The 17,922-nt window shown below is 59.0% G+C and carries 17 protein-coding genes and 1 pseudogene; 9 read left to right on the top strand and 9 right to left on the bottom strand.

What is annotated here, in order from left to right; all coding sequences use genetic code 11:
- Window positions 1-893: 893 nt before the first annotated feature.
- Together ACIPSK_RS26265 and rsgA are read left to right on the top strand one after the other, a co-directional pair.
- Window positions 894-1,070: a hypothetical protein gene (locus ACIPSK_RS26265; protein ID WP_018071841.1), complete on the top strand. Its 177-nt coding sequence runs from the start codon at window positions 894-896 to the stop codon at window positions 1,068-1,070.
- 20 nt (window positions 1,071-1,090) lie between these two features.
- On the top strand, window positions 1,091-2,158 hold the full coding sequence (gene rsgA / locus ACIPSK_RS26260) for a ribosome small subunit-dependent GTPase A (protein WP_446533052.1): 1,068 nt from the start codon (window positions 1,091-1,093) through the stop codon (window positions 2,156-2,158).
- Window positions 2,159-2,245: 87 nt separating this feature from the next.
- Here the strand turns inward: rsgA and ACIPSK_RS26255 are convergent, their stop codons facing one another.
- The 3 genes from ACIPSK_RS26255 to ACIPSK_RS26245 all read right to left on the bottom strand — a co-directional run bounded on the left by ACIPSK_RS26255 (window position 2,246) and on the right by ACIPSK_RS26245 (window position 3,493).
- Window positions 2,246-2,494, bottom strand: a complete 249-nt coding sequence (locus tag ACIPSK_RS26255) for a hypothetical protein (RefSeq protein WP_446533028.1) — start codon at window positions 2,492-2,494, stop codon at window positions 2,246-2,248.
- A 273-nt stretch (window positions 2,495-2,767) separates the two neighbouring features.
- A complete protein-coding gene (locus tag ACIPSK_RS26250) occupies window positions 2,768-3,151 on the bottom strand; it encodes a nuclear transport factor 2 family protein (protein WP_446533027.1) in 384 nt (127 codons plus the stop codon).
- Window positions 3,152-3,196: 45 nt separating this feature from the next.
- Window positions 3,197-3,493 (bottom strand): nuclear transport factor 2 family protein, encoded by a 297-nt coding sequence (locus tag ACIPSK_RS26245; RefSeq protein ID WP_446533026.1) that lies wholly within the window; start codon window positions 3,491-3,493, stop codon window positions 3,197-3,199.
- Window positions 3,494-3,543: 50 nt separating this feature from the next.
- Here ACIPSK_RS26245 and ACIPSK_RS26240 point away from each other — a divergent pair, with 50 nt between their 5' ends.
- From ACIPSK_RS26240 to ACIPSK_RS26225, 4 genes are all read left to right on the top strand, one after another.
- Window positions 3,544-3,780: a DUF6894 family protein gene (locus ACIPSK_RS26240; RefSeq protein ID WP_446533025.1), complete on the top strand. Its 237-nt coding sequence runs from the start codon at window positions 3,544-3,546 to the stop codon at window positions 3,778-3,780.
- A gap of 114 nt (window positions 3,781-3,894) precedes the next feature.
- Window positions 3,895-4,665 (top strand): Crp/Fnr family transcriptional regulator, encoded by a 771-nt coding sequence (locus ACIPSK_RS26235; protein WP_446533024.1) that lies wholly within the window; start codon window positions 3,895-3,897, stop codon window positions 4,663-4,665.
- Between the two features lie 2,186 nt (window positions 4,666-6,851).
- Window positions 6,852-7,046 (top strand): hypothetical protein, encoded by a 195-nt coding sequence (locus ACIPSK_RS26230; protein ID WP_222351337.1) that lies wholly within the window; start codon window positions 6,852-6,854, stop codon window positions 7,044-7,046.
- A 271-nt stretch (window positions 7,047-7,317) separates the two neighbouring features.
- Complete coding sequence (locus ACIPSK_RS26225) at window positions 7,318-7,560, top strand: hypothetical protein (RefSeq protein WP_446533023.1); 243 nt, start codon at window positions 7,318-7,320, stop codon at window positions 7,558-7,560.
- 464 nt (window positions 7,561-8,024) lie between these two features.
- On the opposite strand, the pseudogene nuoB reads toward ACIPSK_RS26225, so the two are convergent.
- From nuoB to ACIPSK_RS26210, 3 genes and pseudogenes are all read right to left on the bottom strand, one after another.
- Window positions 8,025-8,389 (bottom strand): annotated as a pseudogene (gene nuoB, locus ACIPSK_RS26220) (NADH-quinone oxidoreductase subunit NuoB); the annotation flags it as partial.
- Window positions 8,390-8,431: 42 nt separating this feature from the next.
- A complete protein-coding gene (locus ACIPSK_RS26215) occupies window positions 8,432-8,554 on the bottom strand; it encodes a hypothetical protein (protein ID WP_446533022.1) in 123 nt (40 codons plus the stop codon).
- Between the two features lie 145 nt (window positions 8,555-8,699).
- Window positions 8,700-9,635 carry an AraC family transcriptional regulator gene (locus ACIPSK_RS26210; RefSeq protein ID WP_446533021.1) on the bottom strand — a complete coding sequence of 312 codons (936 nt, stop codon included), beginning with the start codon at window positions 9,633-9,635 and terminating at the stop codon, window positions 8,700-8,702.
- Window positions 9,636-9,785: 150 nt separating this feature from the next.
- Here ACIPSK_RS26210 and ACIPSK_RS26205 point away from each other — a divergent pair, with 150 nt between their 5' ends.
- From ACIPSK_RS26205 to ACIPSK_RS26195, 3 genes are all read left to right on the top strand, one after another.
- Window positions 9,786-10,670, top strand: coding sequence for an NmrA family NAD(P)-binding protein (locus ACIPSK_RS26205; protein WP_446533020.1), 885 nt, complete (start codon window positions 9,786-9,788; stop codon window positions 10,668-10,670).
- Window positions 10,671-10,689: 19 nt separating this feature from the next.
- Window positions 10,690-11,442 carry an SDR family oxidoreductase gene (locus ACIPSK_RS26200; RefSeq protein WP_446533019.1) on the top strand — a complete coding sequence of 251 codons (753 nt, stop codon included), beginning with the start codon at window positions 10,690-10,692 and terminating at the stop codon, window positions 11,440-11,442.
- Between the two features lie 141 nt (window positions 11,443-11,583).
- Window positions 11,584-12,090, top strand: a complete 507-nt coding sequence (locus ACIPSK_RS26195; RefSeq protein WP_446533018.1) for a DUF1097 domain-containing protein — start codon at window positions 11,584-11,586, stop codon at window positions 12,088-12,090.
- 226 nt (window positions 12,091-12,316) lie between these two features.
- Here ACIPSK_RS26195 and ACIPSK_RS26190 read toward each other — a convergent pair whose 3' ends face one another.
- Genes ACIPSK_RS26190 through ACIPSK_RS26180 form a run of 3 tightly spaced genes read right to left on the bottom strand, consistent with a single transcriptional unit; the run spans window position 12,317 to window position 17,755 of the window.
- The gene (locus tag ACIPSK_RS26190) at window positions 12,317-15,574 is read right to left on the bottom strand and encodes an error-prone DNA polymerase (protein WP_446533017.1); all 3,258 of its coding nucleotides are present in this window, start codon (window positions 15,572-15,574) and stop codon (window positions 12,317-12,319) included.
- Window positions 15,571-17,082, bottom strand: coding sequence for a Y-family DNA polymerase (locus ACIPSK_RS26185; protein WP_446533016.1), 1,512 nt, complete (start codon window positions 17,080-17,082; stop codon window positions 15,571-15,573). Before ACIPSK_RS26185 ends, ACIPSK_RS26190 begins: the two co-directional genes overlap by 4 nt.
- Window positions 17,003-17,755 (bottom strand): ImuA family protein, encoded by a 753-nt coding sequence (locus ACIPSK_RS26180; RefSeq protein WP_446533015.1) that lies wholly within the window; start codon window positions 17,753-17,755, stop codon window positions 17,003-17,005. The genes ACIPSK_RS26185 and ACIPSK_RS26180 overlap by 80 nt, the downstream gene beginning before the upstream one ends.
- Window positions 17,756-17,922 lie beyond the last annotated feature (167 nt).

The raw sequence follows: 17,922 nt of genomic DNA, 5'->3' as shown, positions 1-17,922 counted from the left end.
CCGCGCTGGACCAGGAAAGGACCAAAAATTCGAATAATGATGTACCAGCTGGTCCGTCCAGTGGCTTCACCATCGGGCGACGTCGCAGCCGAAACTGAAAGCGGTGGCACCGCGTCGAGCCGTTCCCGGGTGCCCCTATCAGACAGCAGAGCTTGCCACTGCCGTAGATGTTTGGGAGCTGTTTCGGTTGCGTGGCAGGTTTGCGGCGCTCTTTGGCAGGAACCCGGCTTTCAGTGGAATTGAACGTCACGCTGGAACTGGCAAGCTTGAGGCGAGCGGCGATTGGTCGTCCGCTCCGGCACACCGAGAAGCCGTTTTCTTCGAACCCATGAGGAAGTACGATGATCAGTGGGGTCATCGGTGATCTTTCCGTCAGGTTGGTCTTTGAACAACCCGACCCTAGCGGAAAACACCGATGGCCGCCCGCAAACCCAACCACCCGCTACAGCGCTATGAAAAGCGGGCGGGCGTTCGGCTTTGCTACCTCCCGTCAGCTACACCACGTCCCGGGACGCGATCCCTTGGGGGGTGTCTGCGGTGATGTTTCGGCGACGTTTTCAGCATCGCAGCAAGCCCTGCAGATAACCACTATCGTCCCGGCGGTCCATACCCCTGGCGGAACCCGGCCCGAACACGATTCCGGATTGCTCTCGGTTGAGCCAAAGGGTCGCGTGTGCGATCTAGCACTGGCTAGATCGCATTCAGCCGCGAGGGCACAAGCGGCGGCCGCATGAGCCGCTGAATAATCGAGCAACCGAACAGTCAATTACCGCCTTGAAAAGGATCGAACCAGCGTTGGCTAATCGTAAAGCACCTGATAGATCATAGACTGCCGAGTATGAGGTCTTGGCGCGATCTTCAGAGAGAACCCTCGGACCGGACTGGAGCTTTTGATGGGCTGGAAAACACCGAAGATCGAATACGTGAATGGCTATAAGATCGTTGAAGTTGAAGGGCCTAGCTTCAAAGTCTACGATGGCGACCGTCAGCTCGGGGACGATTTCCCCTATCCCGGCGAAGCTGCTGCTTACGCAACCTCTTTGCCAAAACGGGATCATCCACGCAGCTAGGCGAGAGGCCGCGTAAGATCATTGAAAAACCCTTTAAGGCAGCCTTACCGAATGCGGAACAAGATTTGACCAGCTCCCAACTTTCTTCACCGCTGGAACTGCTTGGGTGGTCTGAATTCTTCGCGGACCAGGTCCAGCCCAGCGAAGCGGACTTGATCCCCAGACGCATCGCTTCAGTTCACCGGGCACGCATCGAGGCGATCGATGTCACCGGACCGGTCGGACTGGAATTTCCATCCAATACGAATACTGGTGACTACGCGGTGGGCGACTGGGTTCTTGCCGATCCACTGACTGACATGCTTATCAGACGTCTCGACCGAAAAAGCGTCTTTCAACGACGCCCGGAAGGCGGACGTGGCCAGCAACTCGTTGCCGCCAACATCGACACCCTATTGATCGTGACCTCGTGCAATGCCGATTTTAATCTTGCTCGGCTGGAACGTTACCTGATCATGGCCAACCAGGCCGGGAGCAATCCGGTGATTGTGCTGACGAAGGCTGACACCGCGGAAGATGCCGGCATGTTCCAGGCGCAAGCCGAGGCTTTGCAGCGCGATCTGCCTGTCATTGCCTTGAATGGGCGCTCCGCGGACGCCGTTTCCCTGTTGAGGCCCTGGTGCGGCGTTGGCCAGACGGTTGCGCTGGTGGGATCCTCTGGTGTCGGAAAATCAACGCTGGTGAACACCATAACTGGGCCTGAATCTGACACAAAGCAAAAGACAGGCACCATCCGCGAATACGACGCGCAGGGCCGACACACAACCACGGCACGATCCCTGCATGCAGTTTCAGGCGGCGGCTGGGTCATCGATACACCGGGAATAAGAACGCTTTACGTGAGTGATGTTGCCGACGGTATAGACACCCTCTTTGCTGAAATAACCGAACTGGCGCCGCTTTGCCGCTTTCGGGATTGCACCCACGCCCATGAACCTGGGTGCGCGGTTCAGGCAGCTGTCGCAAGCGGTGCCCTGGTCGCCGATCGCCTGGAACGCTGGCGGAACCTGCTTGCGGAAAACCGCGACCGAACACCGGTCGTGAGCGGACCCCGCGGCAACAAGATCGTTCGCAAGAAGAAATATTGAAAGTGTTGAACATTTGCGACGCTGCTCATCGACGTCAGCCACGATCCGCCACCTGAATTGGCTGGCCTGTGGTGACAGCGTCAGCGCTCAATGTTTGGGATTGCGGTCAAGAAGAAGACCCTGCAAGCGGCCGCTCCCGCTTGTGAGGAGAATGTCTTTGAACAACCGCGATATGAGGCGCGGTCGCAATCCTTGCCTCTCATCGATGAGGAGGAATGACATCCTCTTTATCTCGATCGTGATCACGCCTGCATTGTCATGGCGACGATAATTCCCCGAATCGATTGCTTGGAATCCATTTTCCACCGCCCAGGCGGCTATCATATCCGCGTTCATCAAGGTCCTGCTTTATGAGATGCGGACGTGCTGTCTTTAGCTGTCCCGCTTGCGCAAATCGCTTTGCAGTCCAACGATACCGTAACTGAAACGCTCTAATCCAGCCAAATCCGTCCAAGATTACAGTTCCCGCTTAGGTGTTGCGAGAAGGACTCGAAGCAATCTTGTGAATCGGTACGACTCCCGCCCCGTTTAGAACCGCAGCCCGTGATGTCATTAGTGCGGGGTAACGGTGATTTATGGAACGCCTTGCGGCACAAGGATCAGAGCAGCCTAGAACATGCCGTTCGGATTGGCTGAGTGTTCGGGAATGACCTGCAGCACGTCCCAATGCTCTACGATCTTGCCGTCATCATCGAGCCGGAAAATATCGATACCGGCATAGTCATGGTCATTGGGCCAGTGCTGGAAGCAGTGCAGCACAACCCGGTCACCTTCGGCAATGGACTGTTTTACATCAACCCGCTTGCCCGACCATTCCCGCGCCATGCGCTCGAAATAGTCGATGAACCCGGCCTTGCCAGTTGCGACATGAGGATTGTGTTGGATGTAGTCAGCCCCGACATAAAGCTCGATGGCCTCACGCGGCTTGCAGTCGTTGAACATCAGCTCATAGAAGGCGATCACGTTGGCTTTGTTGCGCTCTAAGTCGGTCATGCAGTCCTCCATGTAGAAAGGGACGCTTTCGCGCCCCTCTTGATATCAGAACCCAAACTTGCCGTTCTGGTTCTTCCAGTCGGCCTGTGCCGGGATGGTCTCGATCACGTCCCAATGTTCGGCGATCTTACCATTGTCAACACGGACCAGGTCGTAGAAGGCGGTCGGTGCACCGCCGAAGGTGCCTTCGCTGACCGTCAGCACGAAATTGCCCTCGCCCAGCACCTGATGGATAGTGTCGTATTTCATGGTTACGCCATCAGCGGCCATGGCTTCGAGCGCAGCACCGAGACCGGAAAGGCCGTTTGCAATCTGCGGGTTGTGCTGGGCCGCGAGGAACAATTTGTCGCTCGCGAAGTTAGGTAGCTCTTTTACTGATGAAGGAAGAGAGATTGCCGAAGTATTTTTTTCACATCCGCCGGCAAGATGACTTTGCGGAAGATCTGGAAGGCATCGACCTCAATTCACCTGAGGTGGCATTGAAGGAAGCGGCCGCCGCCGCACGCGAAATCGTGGCGGAAAGAATCCGCAGGGGCGATGCGGCAGACGGAGACACTTTCGAGATTGTGACCGAAGACGGCTCGCTGGTGGCAACGGTTCCTTTCCGATCCGCTATCCGGCTGGACTAGCGCCTTCGCGCAAATGATGAACGGTCGTTGCAATTGTCAAAACCGCACAGAGTGTGAAGCCCTCGAACGAAAGGGATAGCATCTCGTTGCCCATTCAACGGGTGGTGCGAAGTTATGAGAGAAGTGCTGCAGAGGCAGGTGAATAACAGATTGTTGCGGCGATTTCCGGAGGATGCCTTCAAGATTCTCGCGCCGCTCCTGGTGCCTGTCGATCTTCCGGTCAAACACTCACTCGTGATGCCGCGCAAACCGATCGAGCATGTCTGTTTTATTGAAAGCGGCCTCGCCTCGATGGTTGCCGAAAGCGCCGAGGGCAAGAGCGCTGAGATCCGCCACATCGGGCGCGAGGGCATCGCTGGCTACCCCGTCGCCCTCGGCGTCGAGCGAACGCCGAACAAGACCCTCATGCAGGTGGCGGGCCACGGGCTTCAGGTGGCCACGGAGGATTTTGTTCCATTCCTTGATCACGCGGAGGTGCGGCAACTGCTGCTGCGTTATGTCCACACCTGCGAGTTGCAGCTTGCCCACAGCGCGCTGGCAGCGGCAAAATTCAACGTGCATCAGCGGCTGGCCCGCTGGCTGCTCATGTGCCACGACCGCATCGACGGCAATGATCTGCCACTGACGCACGAATTCCTGGCGGTGATGCTGGGCGTCAGGCGGGCGGGCGTCACTGATCAGCTGCACATTCTTGAAGGCATGCACGCCATCAAATCAACGCGCGGCAACGTCCGCATCCTGGATCGCGAAATGCTGATCGGCATCGCCGGCGGTTGCTATGGCGTGCCAGAGCAGGAATATGAGCGGCTGATCGGGAACTCGGCGCGGCCGTCGTCGGTTCTTCCCTTCCACCAAAACGGAAATCACGAAGCAGTTCGCCCGTAGCTGCTCAAGGAAGGTTTCGCACGGACATGGAGCCCCAAGTCGCCGTCGACGACGGTTAGCGAAGCGCAGATGATCAGTCCAACTATCGTACGATCTGTGCGGGACATGCGCGAAGCACCACCAACGGGGCTTCACAGCCGGGGACGGGCTGTTCCCCAGCCGCCCCACTCCGTGCAACCCTCTTCTTCGCAGTAATGGACATACATCTCCGGCGCTTTCGTCAGCGGCGGCTTGTCGGTATCGCTCATCAACCTCCTGCGTCGATGCCGCAGCTAGCTAGCGACCATGTTTTAGCCGACCGTGCAATTCGAAAATTTCCCGTAGCGATCCTCAACCTTGCGGCAGGCTTCTCCCGAGTTTTCTTCCCACCCGTGAACGCACTGAGCCTCCCTCGCTCTCCCAAGCAGAAAGTGCAGCGAGATCAAAACTCGACCTTTTGACGTTTGGAGGCTGGATAATTCATGGTGGGGATCGTTGCCGCTTCAATTCGACGGATTATAGTGACTTCCACCAAATGGGACTCACCGTCGGCAGCTTGTATTTCCGATGTCGCGTAGATCAGTCTTAGTATTCGCTGTTCTTCGGCTGTGGGGCACATCGACCTTATTCCCTGATTAGCAGCTTATTGACGACGCCTCGGTCTATGCAGCCACGGTGCTCTATCGGCCCGATCTTTCAAACCTGTCCATCGACGTGATGTCCGGACGGCAAGTCGAAACCGCACGTGAAATTGGGCGAGAGAAGGACCTCCGCATTTAACAGGGGTACTACAGCGTGAACCATACTCAGAGCCCACGCTGCTTTCGACGGTGGTCGAAACTCGGTAGTTAAAAACAAGCCTGCCGCTGGGTGGTCAATTGGCTGTTGCTATTTTAAGGAGATCGCTGTCGCTTCCGAATCCCTCGCCGTACATTATGAAGCGAAGACTGGATAGAGTTTGGTGACCGTGACCGCGCTTGGCGGCGGAGCCGTCGAAATTTTCCTCGACGATTGACAGTCCCAACGGTTTTCGATGACGGGTCGGACGTAGCCAAACATGGTTCGTCCTTTCAGGTTGGGGCGGAAGCTGGGTCACTCCCAGTCGGAGCCCGCCCGTGAAAGGTTGGCTTCGATAGGGTTTTATGCGCGCTTTCGCCCTCATGCGCAACGTTCCATTCGTAATCACTTTAGGCGAGCGAGGGGGTAAGATCATTCCCACCGGCCTGTTTCAGGGAGAACCCTGGAAAGGGCAATTCACAGTGTGCTGTCCCCTTGCGACACGAACCAGTCGCCCCGTCATGGCGGCAGTTTTCGAATCTGCTTAAAGCATCTTTCCAGGTGCGACCAGGACACCGCTTTCCGTTGATCTCGGTCTCGCTAAAGTTCAATGAGATCACCCTCGAAGACGTGGCCACTACGCTGGTCACATTGATTTAGAAGCGAGACATCAACAGAACCATTTTTGAGGCGACGGGCGGTCGATGCCGATTGGTGAAGCGATTGCCTTGTTACAAGAACGGTTGGCCAGTTATTGAGCCGCGGGGAAAATTCCATAGGGAACCGCAGCGGGCGGGCCTCGATCGCGCATACCCAGAGAATTCCCGCGCGCCAACCAAAGCCAGCGAGGATCAATAGGCGGAAAGCCCATCTACTAAGCTCTTCGCGTGGTTCCTACATCGCTCGCCTTGAAGGGATTGGAACGCTCAATTCGCTATTTCGACTCTGTGGGATGACGATCATGTTTAGAACTACACGCTGACGGCGAAAGCGCTGCGACGTCAAATGATAGGTGGCTCTAGTCGTTACTGATCTTTGGCCGGCCTGAATCGCCGCCTCCGCAATAGGAGCGCAATTCTCCTTCGGTCCGCCGGCTTGCAGCGCGGTACCCGCCCTTTGACAAGACGAGCGACTTCCTCAACACCTCCTATGATGTGAGCACACCAATTCATCGTCGAACGTGGCATTTCTCAAGCACGACGCGCTCCTCGATGACGGGATCCATGTCGCGTGGCGCGCAGGCGAGGTCATACGCCGTGATGACACAGGGGGCGCGGCCCCGACGATGGCGGTTTCGTTCGGCGTCAGAGCCGCGGCACATGGGGCCGGAGCAATCGAGGGTACATTCACGTTCTCCTTGTTGAGGTAACGGCCGGCAACCAACCGCAGGCTTTCTGGTTAGAGCCGACGAACAATGGAAGGAGGACACGATGAGGCTGGTGCCATTCCACTACGCGGGCAATGACGATCCTATAATCTTCATAAATCCGGAGCACGTGGTCGCTGTCAGGGCGTTCACCAACAGCACCCACGTCTATGTTAGCGTGCTGGGGAAAGACGCCTCGCCGAGCTATTATCCCGTTAGAGAGACGATCGAAGAAGTCGTCAAGCAGCTAACCGGCTAGCATGCCGAGCGGCCGGAACTTCCACACCTCATCGATGTTGTAGTCCCATGAGCAACACAGAGAAAAAAGCCACGGAAGGCATGATTTCGTGCTGACCACCCTCGTCGTCGCGGTAATCATTGCGGTGGCGTATTTGGCTTTGTTCACGCCGGGACAGGTTTAGGCTGACCCGGTCCAAGTGCGCCGATCGTACGAGTGCGGCCAACAACTGCAGTAGATCGGTCCCGGCACCGCGGCCGGTATGGCTTTGCCTCCAACTGGAGCAGGCGAGATGAGTGAGAACTTCAGCGCCAGAGAGACCTTGGCCATATATGGCGAGTGCGCAACCACGATCACATTCGTCCGGAATGAATCTTTCACCGAGGAAAAGACGTTCCCGACGATGCAAGATGCAATCAACTACCTGAAAGCATTCGACCCTACCCCGCGCGGGATCGTTCTCCATATCCGCGCTCACAATCGCGACATCCCATTCGACCGTGATAATATTGCGAAGCTAATGCGGGAGCTTTGATTATGGCCAAGTTTCAACATAACGGCTGTGCTCGTCCTCCGGCTAGCCAGGCAACCCCTTTCTAGTGAGATGCGGCTCCCGCCTATGCAGGACGCGAGGCCGTCTGAGAACTTCTGACCCTGCAAAACTGCGTGGACGGCAGCATGGATCGCTTTGGTCGGAGACTTTCCCGCGGGGCCCTGGCAACCGATCGCCCGGCGGTCTCTTCAAACTATCTCAGCAGGATTTCGAGGCGGCCGTTGACCTCGTTGGCTTTGTACGTGGCGATCTTCACGGGTCCGAGTCGGCCGATTTCCGCCTCGACTTTCTTGCGAGATTCCCCAGCACTCTAGCATCGGCGCAGAGATGGAACAGGCGCCGGAGAGTGCCAGATCCCGCCGTTTGCGATCTGACCTGCGCGATCGGAAACAGGACTGCTGCAAAGGCATTGGCAACTCCGAACGCTACGGCAACAACACGCGATCCTACTTCTCGATCGTGCCGTTGCGCCTGATTTTTCTCCGCAGAAGCAAGATGCCATAGAGCAATGCTTCAGCCGTTGGTGGGCAGCCTGGAACGTAGATATCAACGGGAACGACGCGGTCGCAGCCGTGCACTACCGAATAGGAGTAGTGATAATATCCGCCGCCATTGGCGCAAGAGCCCATCGAGATCACGTATCGCGGCTCGGGCATCTGATCGTAAACCTTGCGAAGCGCTGGTGCCATCTTGTTGCAAAGCGTGCCCGCAACGATCATCAAATCCGACTGCCTAGGCTGCCACGCGGAGCGACACCAAACCTTTCAACGTCGTAGCGCGGCATCGACATTTGTATCATCTCGATAGCACAGATATCGGCTTGTCTTGGGTTGACCAGGTAGTTGTTCGCAACTCATGCATCCTCGGCGGCGAAGGCCTTTGCGATCGCGGCTCCCAGACCAGAGTTGCCTCCCGTTACGAGAACACGTTTATTGGTCAGCCCGAGGTCCATCTTGGTTTCCGCAAAATCAACCAAATCGGCGCTCCACACGCCACATGCCGGTAACGCCAGGGGAAGTGCGTTGTTCCGCGCTGACAAAAGGACCTGGAGCCTAGAGCCGCGGTCCCACAACAAGTTCGACAAAGGTCTTTAAGGGCGTTCATGAACGGCGCCCAGTCGCTCAGTCTGCCGGTCGCGTTTTAGAAGAATGGTTTCCCTGTCCGCGATACTGACGCGGCGAGCATCCAACGACGCGCTTGAATGCCTTGCTGAAGGCGCTCTCGGACTGGTAGCCCAGCGCCGGCGCGACAATCGAAATCGGATCGTCGCCTCTTTCGAGACGGTCGCAGGCAAGCAGCATACGCCATCGGGACAAATATTCGATTGGTGCTTCGCCGACCGCGGCCTTGAAGCGCTCCGCAAACACCGATCTCGACATACCGGCGGTCTCACCGAGCTCCGCCAATGTCCAGTTTCTTGCAGGCTCGGCGTGTATGGCTCGAATTGCGCTACTCAAATGCTTGTCAGCCAAAGCGTAGAACCATCCTGTGCCTTGATGATCTTTGGCCAGATGAATGCGAAGCGCCTGAAGCAGCATCATATGGGCAAGATATTGCGCCATGAGGTAACTACCCGGCTGATGCGAACGCACCTCTTGCATTATGCGCTCGATCGACCAGCGCAAGGCCTCCCGCTCCGCTTGCTGGTGAAGGTGCACGATGGGCGGCAGCATTTCCACCAGCATGTCGGCATGATTGCCGCCGACCGCAAAACGCGCACCCACAAGGGAAAAACTGCCGCCTCCATTAACGGTCACTATACCGCCGGCACGGGCGGGCGGAAAGATCGTCGAGGCCATGACCGAAGGCAGATCCAGATCGCTAGCGAGCCGAAAAGGAAGTCCGCGCGGCAGGACGAAGCAGTCGCCTTCTTCGAGACGCACCACGTCCCCAACACCGTCAACGGCCAACCAGCAGCCACCGGACAGGATGACGTAGCATTTGATCTGGCGCTGCTGGTCGCCGAACTGGATCGACCAGTCTCCCGTAGCTTCGAAGCCAGACGAGATTGTACTTGTGGGCTTCAGCAGGCTGAGGAACTCGGAGAGGGGATCCATGATATTTCCGGACGATCGCGACGATAGTAGCGACTGTAGATCATGGAGCGTCCGCCAACAATGCCTTACGTATCTCGGCACGGGTTTCGACGAGATGAGGCTTGGCAATAAAGCCACAAGCTCCCTCGCGCAGCCACCAAGGAGTATATCATGATTGTCGTCACTGCCCCCACGGGCGATATCGGCCGCAAGGTTGTCGAAAACCTGCTCGGGCACGACGTTTCGATCCGCGTTATCGTGCGCGATCCTGTCAAGTTGCCGGACAGCATCCGTGAGACGGTCGAGGTTGTTCAGGGCTCTCATGCAGACGCCGGCACCGTGAACCGCGCATTCGAAGGTGCGGAGGCTGTGTTTTGGCTGGCGCCAGCGGATGCGAAGGCGGAAAGCGTCATGGCCGCCTATGTGGATTTCTCACGTCCCGCAGCGGCCGCCTTAAAGGGCAAGGGTGTAAAACGCGTCGTCGGTGTCACCGCACTTGGCCGGACCACGCGCCTCGCCGGCAGTGCCGGCTACGTCACCGGCTCGCTGGCGATGGACGACCTGATCGCCAGCACCGGCGTCGACTTCCGGGCGCTGACCATGCCGTCCTTCATGGACAATCTCCTCATGCAGGCCGCGTCTATCAAGAACCGGGGCATTTTCTTCTCGCCGATTTCCGGTGACTTAAAACTTCCAAGCTGTGCCACCCGCGACATCGCCGCCGTGGCGGCCCGCACGCTGTTGGACACCAGTTGGAGCGGTCAAGAAGAGGTCGCGGTTCTTGGGCCAGAGAACATATCCTTCAACGAAATGGCAGAGATCATGTCGGGCGTTCTGGGCAATCCCGTACGGTTCCAGCAAATCTCCTTCGACGCCTACAAGGCTCGCTTCCTGCAGTTCGGCTTCTCCGAGGCGATGGCGCAGGGGATGACCGACATGGCCGATGCCAAGAACCAGGGCCTCGACCTCGGCATCGAAAGAACGCCTGAGAACACCACTCCGACCAGCTTCCGCCAATGGTGCGAGGACGTCCTGCGACCGGCACTTCTCGGCTAACCTTCAAGGAAACGACATCATGCAGATGACAGGTAATACCATCCTCATCACCGGCGGCACCAGCGGCATCGGTCAGGGCCTCGCCGAAGTCTTTCACAGGCTCGACAACCAGGTCATCATCGCTGGCCGCCGCCAAGGGCGCCTCGATGAAATTACGGCAGCCAATCCCGGCATGATTGGCTTTCAACTCGACGTTCAGGACCCGGCCGCGATCGACGCCTTCGCGGCACGTGTTCGAGAGAAAATCCCGAAACTGAATGTGCTCGTGAACAATGCAGGCATCTCGCTGCCCGAGAGCCTGACGGCCGAGCCCGATCTCTCTGTCGCGCGCGACATCATCGAGACCAACGTCATGGGTGTGCTGCACATGACGGTTGCATTACTGCCGGCACTCAAGACGAAACCCCATTCCGCGATTATCACCACGACATCCGGTCTTGCCTTCGTGCCACGCAACAACTTCCCGACCTATTGCGCCAGCAAGGCGTTCCTGCATTCCTGGCTGAAATCGCTGCGCGTCCAGCTTCGCGGATCATCGATCGAGGTACTCGAATTGGTCCCGCCTTATGTTCAGACGGAACTAAGCGGCTCGCATCAGCTGAGCGATCCCCACGCCATGCCGCTTGCCGCCTACATCGACGAGGTGATGCGACTGCTCACCGACTGCAACACACCTGATGGGGAAATCCTCGTCGAGCGCGTCAAAGGAGAACGCTGGGCAGAAAGGGACGGCGATTACGCGCGGCGGTTCGCTCTCTTCAACGGGACTTGAAGCAAAGCGCTGTTCAAAACCAGCCACCACAGTAGCGAAAAAAGCGGGGGTCGTGGGGCTGGGGTCGGTTGCTCGGATGCGTGGCGAGATCAATCCAACTTCATTCCACTTTTTCAACAGCAGAAGAGAAGGAAGATCAACATGAGCAACGTTCAAAATCAGCCGACTGCTATTTGCCGCCAGACGCGTGGACAATTCATTCTCTGGACGGTCATCGCTTCTGTCGTCGCGGCCTTCGCCGCATGGCTGAGTGCGGCGTTGGCCCTGGAGGTGTGGGTCATGTTTGCCGGGTTTATCGCGTGGTTCACCCGACCGACCTCGCTGACCAACAGCCTTGCCGCCATGCTGTGCCTGTGGCTCGGCCTTGCCATCGGTGCGGCATCCGGACTTTTGACCGGCGCGCTTATCCCTTCGCTGGGACATCTCGCGCTGCCGTTGGTCGTCTTCCTCGTCGCCCTCGTGATCGTCGGATTGCGGGCCCAGCACATTGCCGGCAATATGCTCGCCTGGTTCTTGGGTATGGTAACGTGGTTTGCGGCCGAGTTCGACATGACAGCCGTGTCTTTCCTCCATCTCACTGGTGCGACCTCAATTGGCGGACTGGCCGGCTACACGTGCCAGGCGCTTAATCGACGTTGGGCAGAGTGAACGTCCGACGAGAATGGCTAGGCAGGCTTCCATGACCGCCGCAGGGGATGTGAATCAAGCCGGAGGAGCTCGCATCTCGGTCAAATATTGCGGGCGGTCACAATGTGCTCATCAAAGTGCGCGGATGTGCCAGACACTTCCGCTGGTGAAGCCAAACATGCTTTAGACCTGTCTGGAATCGAACAGCCGCGTTCTCCATTGAAGGAAAGATTTTACGCTGGCTCCTCTAGTGAAAATTCCTGCTCTTCACCTTCAGCGTATCGATATAAAGGTCAGGCACGAACATGTCGCGCGCGGCTATAACCGGCGTCGGTTTGTCCCGCGGATCAGGCGCTGCGCCTCTGGCAAACTCATCACCGCGGCCGGCCGGAAGCTTGAACTCTTCATCACGATCGGCAAGGCCGGTCAGATCGCCTGACAGATCGAACAGCTGCTGGGCGACAAGATGGACCACCTCGCCCTCCCGCTGGATCCGGCCATTGATCGCCATCATCGAAGAACCTAAAACGACCCGCCGGCGTTTTTCGAATAGTGTTGGCCAGACAACAAGGTTGGCCGGCCCGGTCTCGTCCTCGATGGTGATGAACATGACACCCTTTGCCGATCCCGGCTTCTGCCGCACCAGGACTAGACCTGATGTGTAGACCCACCGCCCGTCCCGCGAATTCATCGCCTCCGCACATGTGATGATGTTGCGCGCCGAAAGATCCTTGCGCAGGAAGGCCATCGGATGCTGCCGCAATGTCAGCCCGGTATGGCTGTAGTCCTCAATGACGTTATGCCCGTCCGTCATCTGCCGAAGTGCCACCTCCGGCTCTTGCTGCTCGGCGATTGCAGCCATCTCCCGCTCTGCCGCCGCCGCAAACAACGGCAGTGGTTCGTCGCGCAGTGCCTTGATCGCCCAGAGCGCATCGCGGCGTTCAAGCTTCAGCGACGGCAGAAAGGCATCGGCCTTGGCAAGCTGGACGAGCGCCTCCGATGGCACGGCGGATCGCCGCCACATATCGTTAACCGAGACAAAGCCATTGTCCATGCGTGCCGCGACGATGCGCGCGGCGTCAGCGACCGCCAATCCTTTCACCTGCCGGAAACCGAGCCGTACGGCATGGCGACCAGAATTGCCGATGCGCTCCAGCGTACAGTCCCATCGGGACCGATTGATGCAGACCGGCCGCACCTCGACGCCGTGGGCTCTCGCGTCGCCGACAATCTGCGCCGGCGCGTAAAAACCCATCGGCTGCGAATTGATGAGCGCCGCACAGAAGGCTTCCGGATAGTGGCATTTGATGTAGCTCGACGCGTAGGCGATCAGTGCGAACGACGCCGCATGGCTCTCCGGGAAACCATAGGAGCCAAAGCCTTCGAGCTGCGAAAAGGTCTTCTCGGCGAATTCCGGCGTGTAGCCATTCCTCACCATTCCCGATACCAGCTTGTCCTTGAACCGCGAGACGCCGCCTGTGAACTTGAAGGTCGCCATCGACTTGCGAAGCTGGTCGGCCTCGCCGCCGGTAAAGCCGGCACAGACCATCGCCACCCTCATCGCCGACTCTTGAAACAGCGGCACGCCGAGCGTCTTGCCGAGCACCGCCTCAAGCTCCGGCGTCGGATACTCGACCGCCTCCTTGCCTTCGCGCCGGCGCAGATAGGGATGCACCATGTCTCCCTGGATCGGACCTGGCCGGACAATTGCGACCTGCACCACGAGGTCATAGAAGGTTCGGGGTTTCAGGCGCGGCAGCATTGCCATCTGCGCGCGGCTTTCGATCTGGAACGTGCCGAGCGTATCGGCCTTGCGGATCATCGCATAGGTCGCAGGATCCTCCTGCTCGATGTCAGACAGGTCGAGATCGCGGTCCTTGTGCTCGCGGATCAGGTCGAAGGCTTTGGCCATGCAGGTCAGCATCCCAAGGGCCAGGATGTCCACTTTCATGAATTTCAGGGCTTCGACGTCGTCCTTGTCCCATTCGATGATCTGACGGTCTTTCATCGTCGCCGGCTCGATCGGCACGAGATCGTCGAGCCGATCATGGGTGAGGACGAAACCGCCCGGATGCTGGCCGAGATGTCGCGGGGCGCCCATCAATTGCTGCGCGAGCTTCAAAGTCAGCACAAGACGCCGGTCGTCCGGATTGAGATTGAGCTCGCGGACATTGCGGTCGCAGACCTCTTCAGACCAGGACCACATGCCTGATGACAAGGCCTTGATCACGTCCTCCGGCAGGCCGAGCGCCTTGCCGACATCGCGGATCGCGCCACGCGCCCGGTAACGGGTCACGGTGGCGCAGAGTGCCGCCTTTTCTCTGGTGTAGGTCTGGTAGATCCACTGGATCACCTCTTCGCGCCGCTCGTGCTCGAAATCCACATCGATATCCGGCGGCTCGTCGCGCTCCTGGCTGACGAAACGCTCGAACAGAAGATCGTTGGTCGAGGGGTCGATACTGGTAATGCCGAGAATGTAGCAGACGGCGCTGTTGGCGGCCGATCCACGGCCCTGGCAGAGAATGCCCTGTGACCGTGCATAGCGAACGATCGAAAAGACGGTCAGGAAATAGGGTGCGTATTTCATGGTGCGGATGAGATCGAGCTCGTGCCGCACGACCTTCAAGACATCGGGCGGCAGTCCTTCGGGATAGCGGTCGGGCACGCATTGCCAGACATAATGCTCCAGCGAAGCCTGGGCATCCTTGCCCGGTACGATCGCCTCCTCCGGATATTGGTAGGTAAGCTCCTCGAGCGAGAAAGTGCAGCGACGGACGACCTCCATGGTTCGTGCCAGGGCCTCAGGATATCGCGGAAATAGGCGCTCCATTTCTTCCGGCGGCTTCAGATAGCGATCGGCGTGGCGCTCGCGCTCGAAACCAACCTCGTCGATTACCGTGCGGGTCCGGATGCAGGTGACGATGTCCTGCAACTGCCGGCGGCCTGGCTCGTGGAAAAGGACGTCATTGGTGACGACCGTCTTCACCTTGAAGCGTGATGCAAGATTGGAAATCTCATGCAGCCGCAGCTGGTCGTTCGGCCGGCGCCGCAGACAAAGCGACACGTAGGCCCGATCGCCAAACAGCTCGGCCATCTTGCGCAGCTGTATCGCACAGGCGTCATCCGGCAGGTCCGGCACAAGAATGCCGATCATGCCGTCGGCGTATGCGACGACGTCGTCCCAATGCAGGATGCAGTTGTTCTTGCCGCCGCGCGACTTGCCAAGTGTGATAAGGCGGGTCAGCCGGGAATAGGCAGCCCGGTCGGTCGGGTAGACCAGCACGGACATGCCATCGGCCAGATCGAGCCGGCAACCGACAACGAGGCGCAGACCGGTGGCGCGGGATGCTTCAAGTGCCCGGACAATCCCTGCCAGCGAATTGCGATCGACGATGCCGAGGGCTTCGATACCAAGAGCCTTGGCGGTCTCGAACAGTTCCTGCGCCGAGCTTGCACCGCGCAGGAAGGAAAAATGGGTCGTGACCTGCAGCTCGGCATAACTCATGCGAAGATCCCATGGCAGTACCAGCGGTGGCTTCCGGTTTCGGGATCGATGCCATCACCGGAGCGAAACACCCAAAGACGCTCGCCTGTCTCGTCTTCGATGACGAAGTAGTCCCGCACCGCCTCCATCTCGGCGTCGCGCTGCCACCACTCGCCGAAAATCCGCTCAGGCCCATCGGCGCGCTTCACCTTGCGGCGTTTGCCACGCCAGGTGATCGAGACCGGCGGGCGGTCCGGCAGCAAGGCGATGGCCTCGATCAACTCCGGACGCGCCAGCAGCCGGACCGGCCGGCGCCAATGACTGAACCAGGTGACCTCGACCGGATCGGCAGCAGGACTGATGCGCTGGACGGAGCGCTCGGGCACGTCGGAGGCAACGGGTGCCACCCGATACACACGCTGGCCGCGGTTGCCGTAAATATCGATCAGCGGCGTCACGTCCTTCACTTCCTCCTCGACCAGCGGGGAGGATTTCTGGCGCTCCTCCAGCGGCTCCGCCATCACCGCAACCAGGGTGAGCTTCTCGATCCCGAAGCCGGGCTCGATCTTTTCCGTCCGGTCGCGAAACAGCTTCGTCAGCCAGGCCGCATCGCGCACCGGCTTCACCGTGCCGGCTCGGATTGCCTGACGCGTCCCGTCGACCTTTTCGACAATCAGGTCGGCGCGGCGAACACCAAGGCCGCGCCTTTGCAGCTCTTCGATCAGTTGCACGACCAGCCGGCTAACATATTTGTCGATGGTTTCGGCAGCGCCAATGGGCTCGGCGAAGGCACGGCTGACCTCAATCAGCTCGGCGGTGCGGATCGGATCGATCGGTTCGCAGACGCGGCCGAACATCTGGTAGAGCCGCCGGCCGATCTCCGGACCGAAACGAAGCGTCAGCGGCGCGCGCGGTGTATTGGCCAATTCGCCGATGGTCTGGAAGCCAAGCGTGCGCAGATCGCTGACGACTTTCCCGGGAAGGCGCAGCAAGGATATCGGCAGCTTTTCGACGGCGCGGACGGTCTCACCTGAAGGCACGATAACCGTCTCGCGGCTAATGGCACGGGCGCAGGCGTGCGCAGCGCCCCAGGTGTCGGCGATCGCGACACGGGGCGTAAGCTTCTTGGCCAGGAACTGATTGGCGATCTTCGTCACCATGGGAAGCTCGCCGCCCTGCAGGTGGTCGGCACCCTCGGTATCCATGACGATCCCATCGATCCCATCGACGGCGACGATCGGTGAGTAGAGCGTCAGCGCCCAAAGGGTAATGCGTTCGAGCGCTGCTGCATCCATCGCGGGATCCGCATCGACCAGCATCAAGCCGCGGAACAGTGCCTGCGCTTTCGCCGCCGGCATGCCGACATGCACGCCGGCTTTTCTGGCGGCCGCGTCGGCAGCCGATACCCACCGCTTCGAGCCGCTCCTGGCGATGACGGCGATCGCCTGTTCAGGCGGTATGTCGGGATCGGCGCGACGAATACGATCCGTCGGCAGATCCGGAAGATAGATCGAGACAACCCTTGTCATCGCACGCCCTCACGAGAAACTCAGCACATTCACCCGCTTTTACGCGCATCAACTCCAGCAACCATTGGGCCTTCCCAACGCCCGGCACTGGCAATTCCTCCGACGGCATGACGCTCACCCGCCACCGCGTGGTCGACGCCGTCGGTTGCCCGAAATCATTGGCCTCCGTCTGCCGTCGCCAGCGTCGGACGGCAAGCGCCATCGTGCCCGTTCGCTCGGCCGCCAGCAGCAAGCGGCGCGAGCTGACCATCGGCAATCGGACGAGTTCACCGACGACGGCGCCGAGGCCGCCGAAGGACAGCCCCTCCTCCATATTGGCGAGAACGTCTTCCTCCTTGTCGGATTCGACAAAGATCACCCGGTCGGGATGGAGACCGACCTCAGCGAGCGCCGGAAAAAACAGATCGAGGCGCGTCAGGCACCAGACGATCGGGCCTTTGGTGCGGGCCGCGATGCCTGCGGCACAGAGCGCCGCCGCCGCACCATCGACGGTGCCCGACCCGCCGCCGGCAAATTCGTGCAAGGCGCCATAGGCCAGACCACCTCCCGGCAGGACCGCATCGATTTCCGGCACGCCGAAGGACAGACAACCAGCCTTCCTGGCTGATATGCCCTCCAGCGAGGCAATGCGCTCGCGCAGATCGGAAATCACCCGTTCACGGGCAGCAGTCATCGTTCACGGCTCCCTTCAAGGTCGTGTTGGCGGCCGACATCATGTCGAACAAATGCGGATGTTCTCTTTCTGTTCCGACCCAATAAAAGAGTCAAGCAACCGGAGGAATGGGAATATTATCCTGAACATTAGAAATCAGCAGAATAGTCATGGGAATCAGCTGAATA

It is taken from the genome of Rhizobium sp. LARHSG275 (genome assembly GCF_052871115.1).
This window is presented reverse-complemented; position numbering and strand designations above follow the sequence as displayed.

Coding starts and splice junctions, on each gene's coding strand:
- ACIPSK_RS26265 (WP_018071841.1), top strand. CDS start 894: ATGGGCTGGAAAACACCGAAGATCGAATACGTGAATGGCTATAAGATC.
- ACIPSK_RS26255 (WP_446533028.1), bottom strand. CDS start 2,494: ATGAACGCGGATATGATAGCCGCCTGGGCGGTGGAAAATGGATTCCAA.
- ACIPSK_RS26250 (WP_446533027.1), bottom strand. CDS start 3,151: ATGACCGACTTAGAGCGCAACAAAGCCAACGTGATCGCCTTCTATGAG.
- ACIPSK_RS26235 (WP_446533024.1), top strand. CDS start 3,895: ATGAGAGAAGTGCTGCAGAGGCAGGTGAATAACAGATTGTTGCGGCGA.
- ACIPSK_RS26230 (WP_222351337.1), top strand. CDS start 6,852: ATGAGGCTGGTGCCATTCCACTACGCGGGCAATGACGATCCTATAATC.
- ACIPSK_RS26225 (WP_446533023.1), top strand. CDS start 7,318: ATGAGTGAGAACTTCAGCGCCAGAGAGACCTTGGCCATATATGGCGAG.
- ACIPSK_RS26210 (WP_446533021.1), bottom strand. CDS start 9,635: ATGGATCCCCTCTCCGAGTTCCTCAGCCTGCTGAAGCCCACAAGTACA.
- ACIPSK_RS26205 (WP_446533020.1), top strand. CDS start 9,786: ATGATTGTCGTCACTGCCCCCACGGGCGATATCGGCCGCAAGGTTGTC.
- ACIPSK_RS26200 (WP_446533019.1), top strand. CDS start 10,690: ATGCAGATGACAGGTAATACCATCCTCATCACCGGCGGCACCAGCGGC.
- ACIPSK_RS26195 (WP_446533018.1), top strand. CDS start 11,584: ATGAGCAACGTTCAAAATCAGCCGACTGCTATTTGCCGCCAGACGCGT.
- ACIPSK_RS26190 (WP_446533017.1), bottom strand. CDS start 15,574: ATGAGTTATGCCGAGCTGCAGGTCACGACCCATTTTTCCTTCCTGCGC.
- ACIPSK_RS26185 (WP_446533016.1), bottom strand. CDS start 17,082: ATGACAAGGGTTGTCTCGATCTATCTTCCGGATCTGCCGACGGATCGT.
- ACIPSK_RS26180 (WP_446533015.1), bottom strand. CDS start 17,755: ATGACTGCTGCCCGTGAACGGGTGATTTCCGATCTGCGCGAGCGCATT.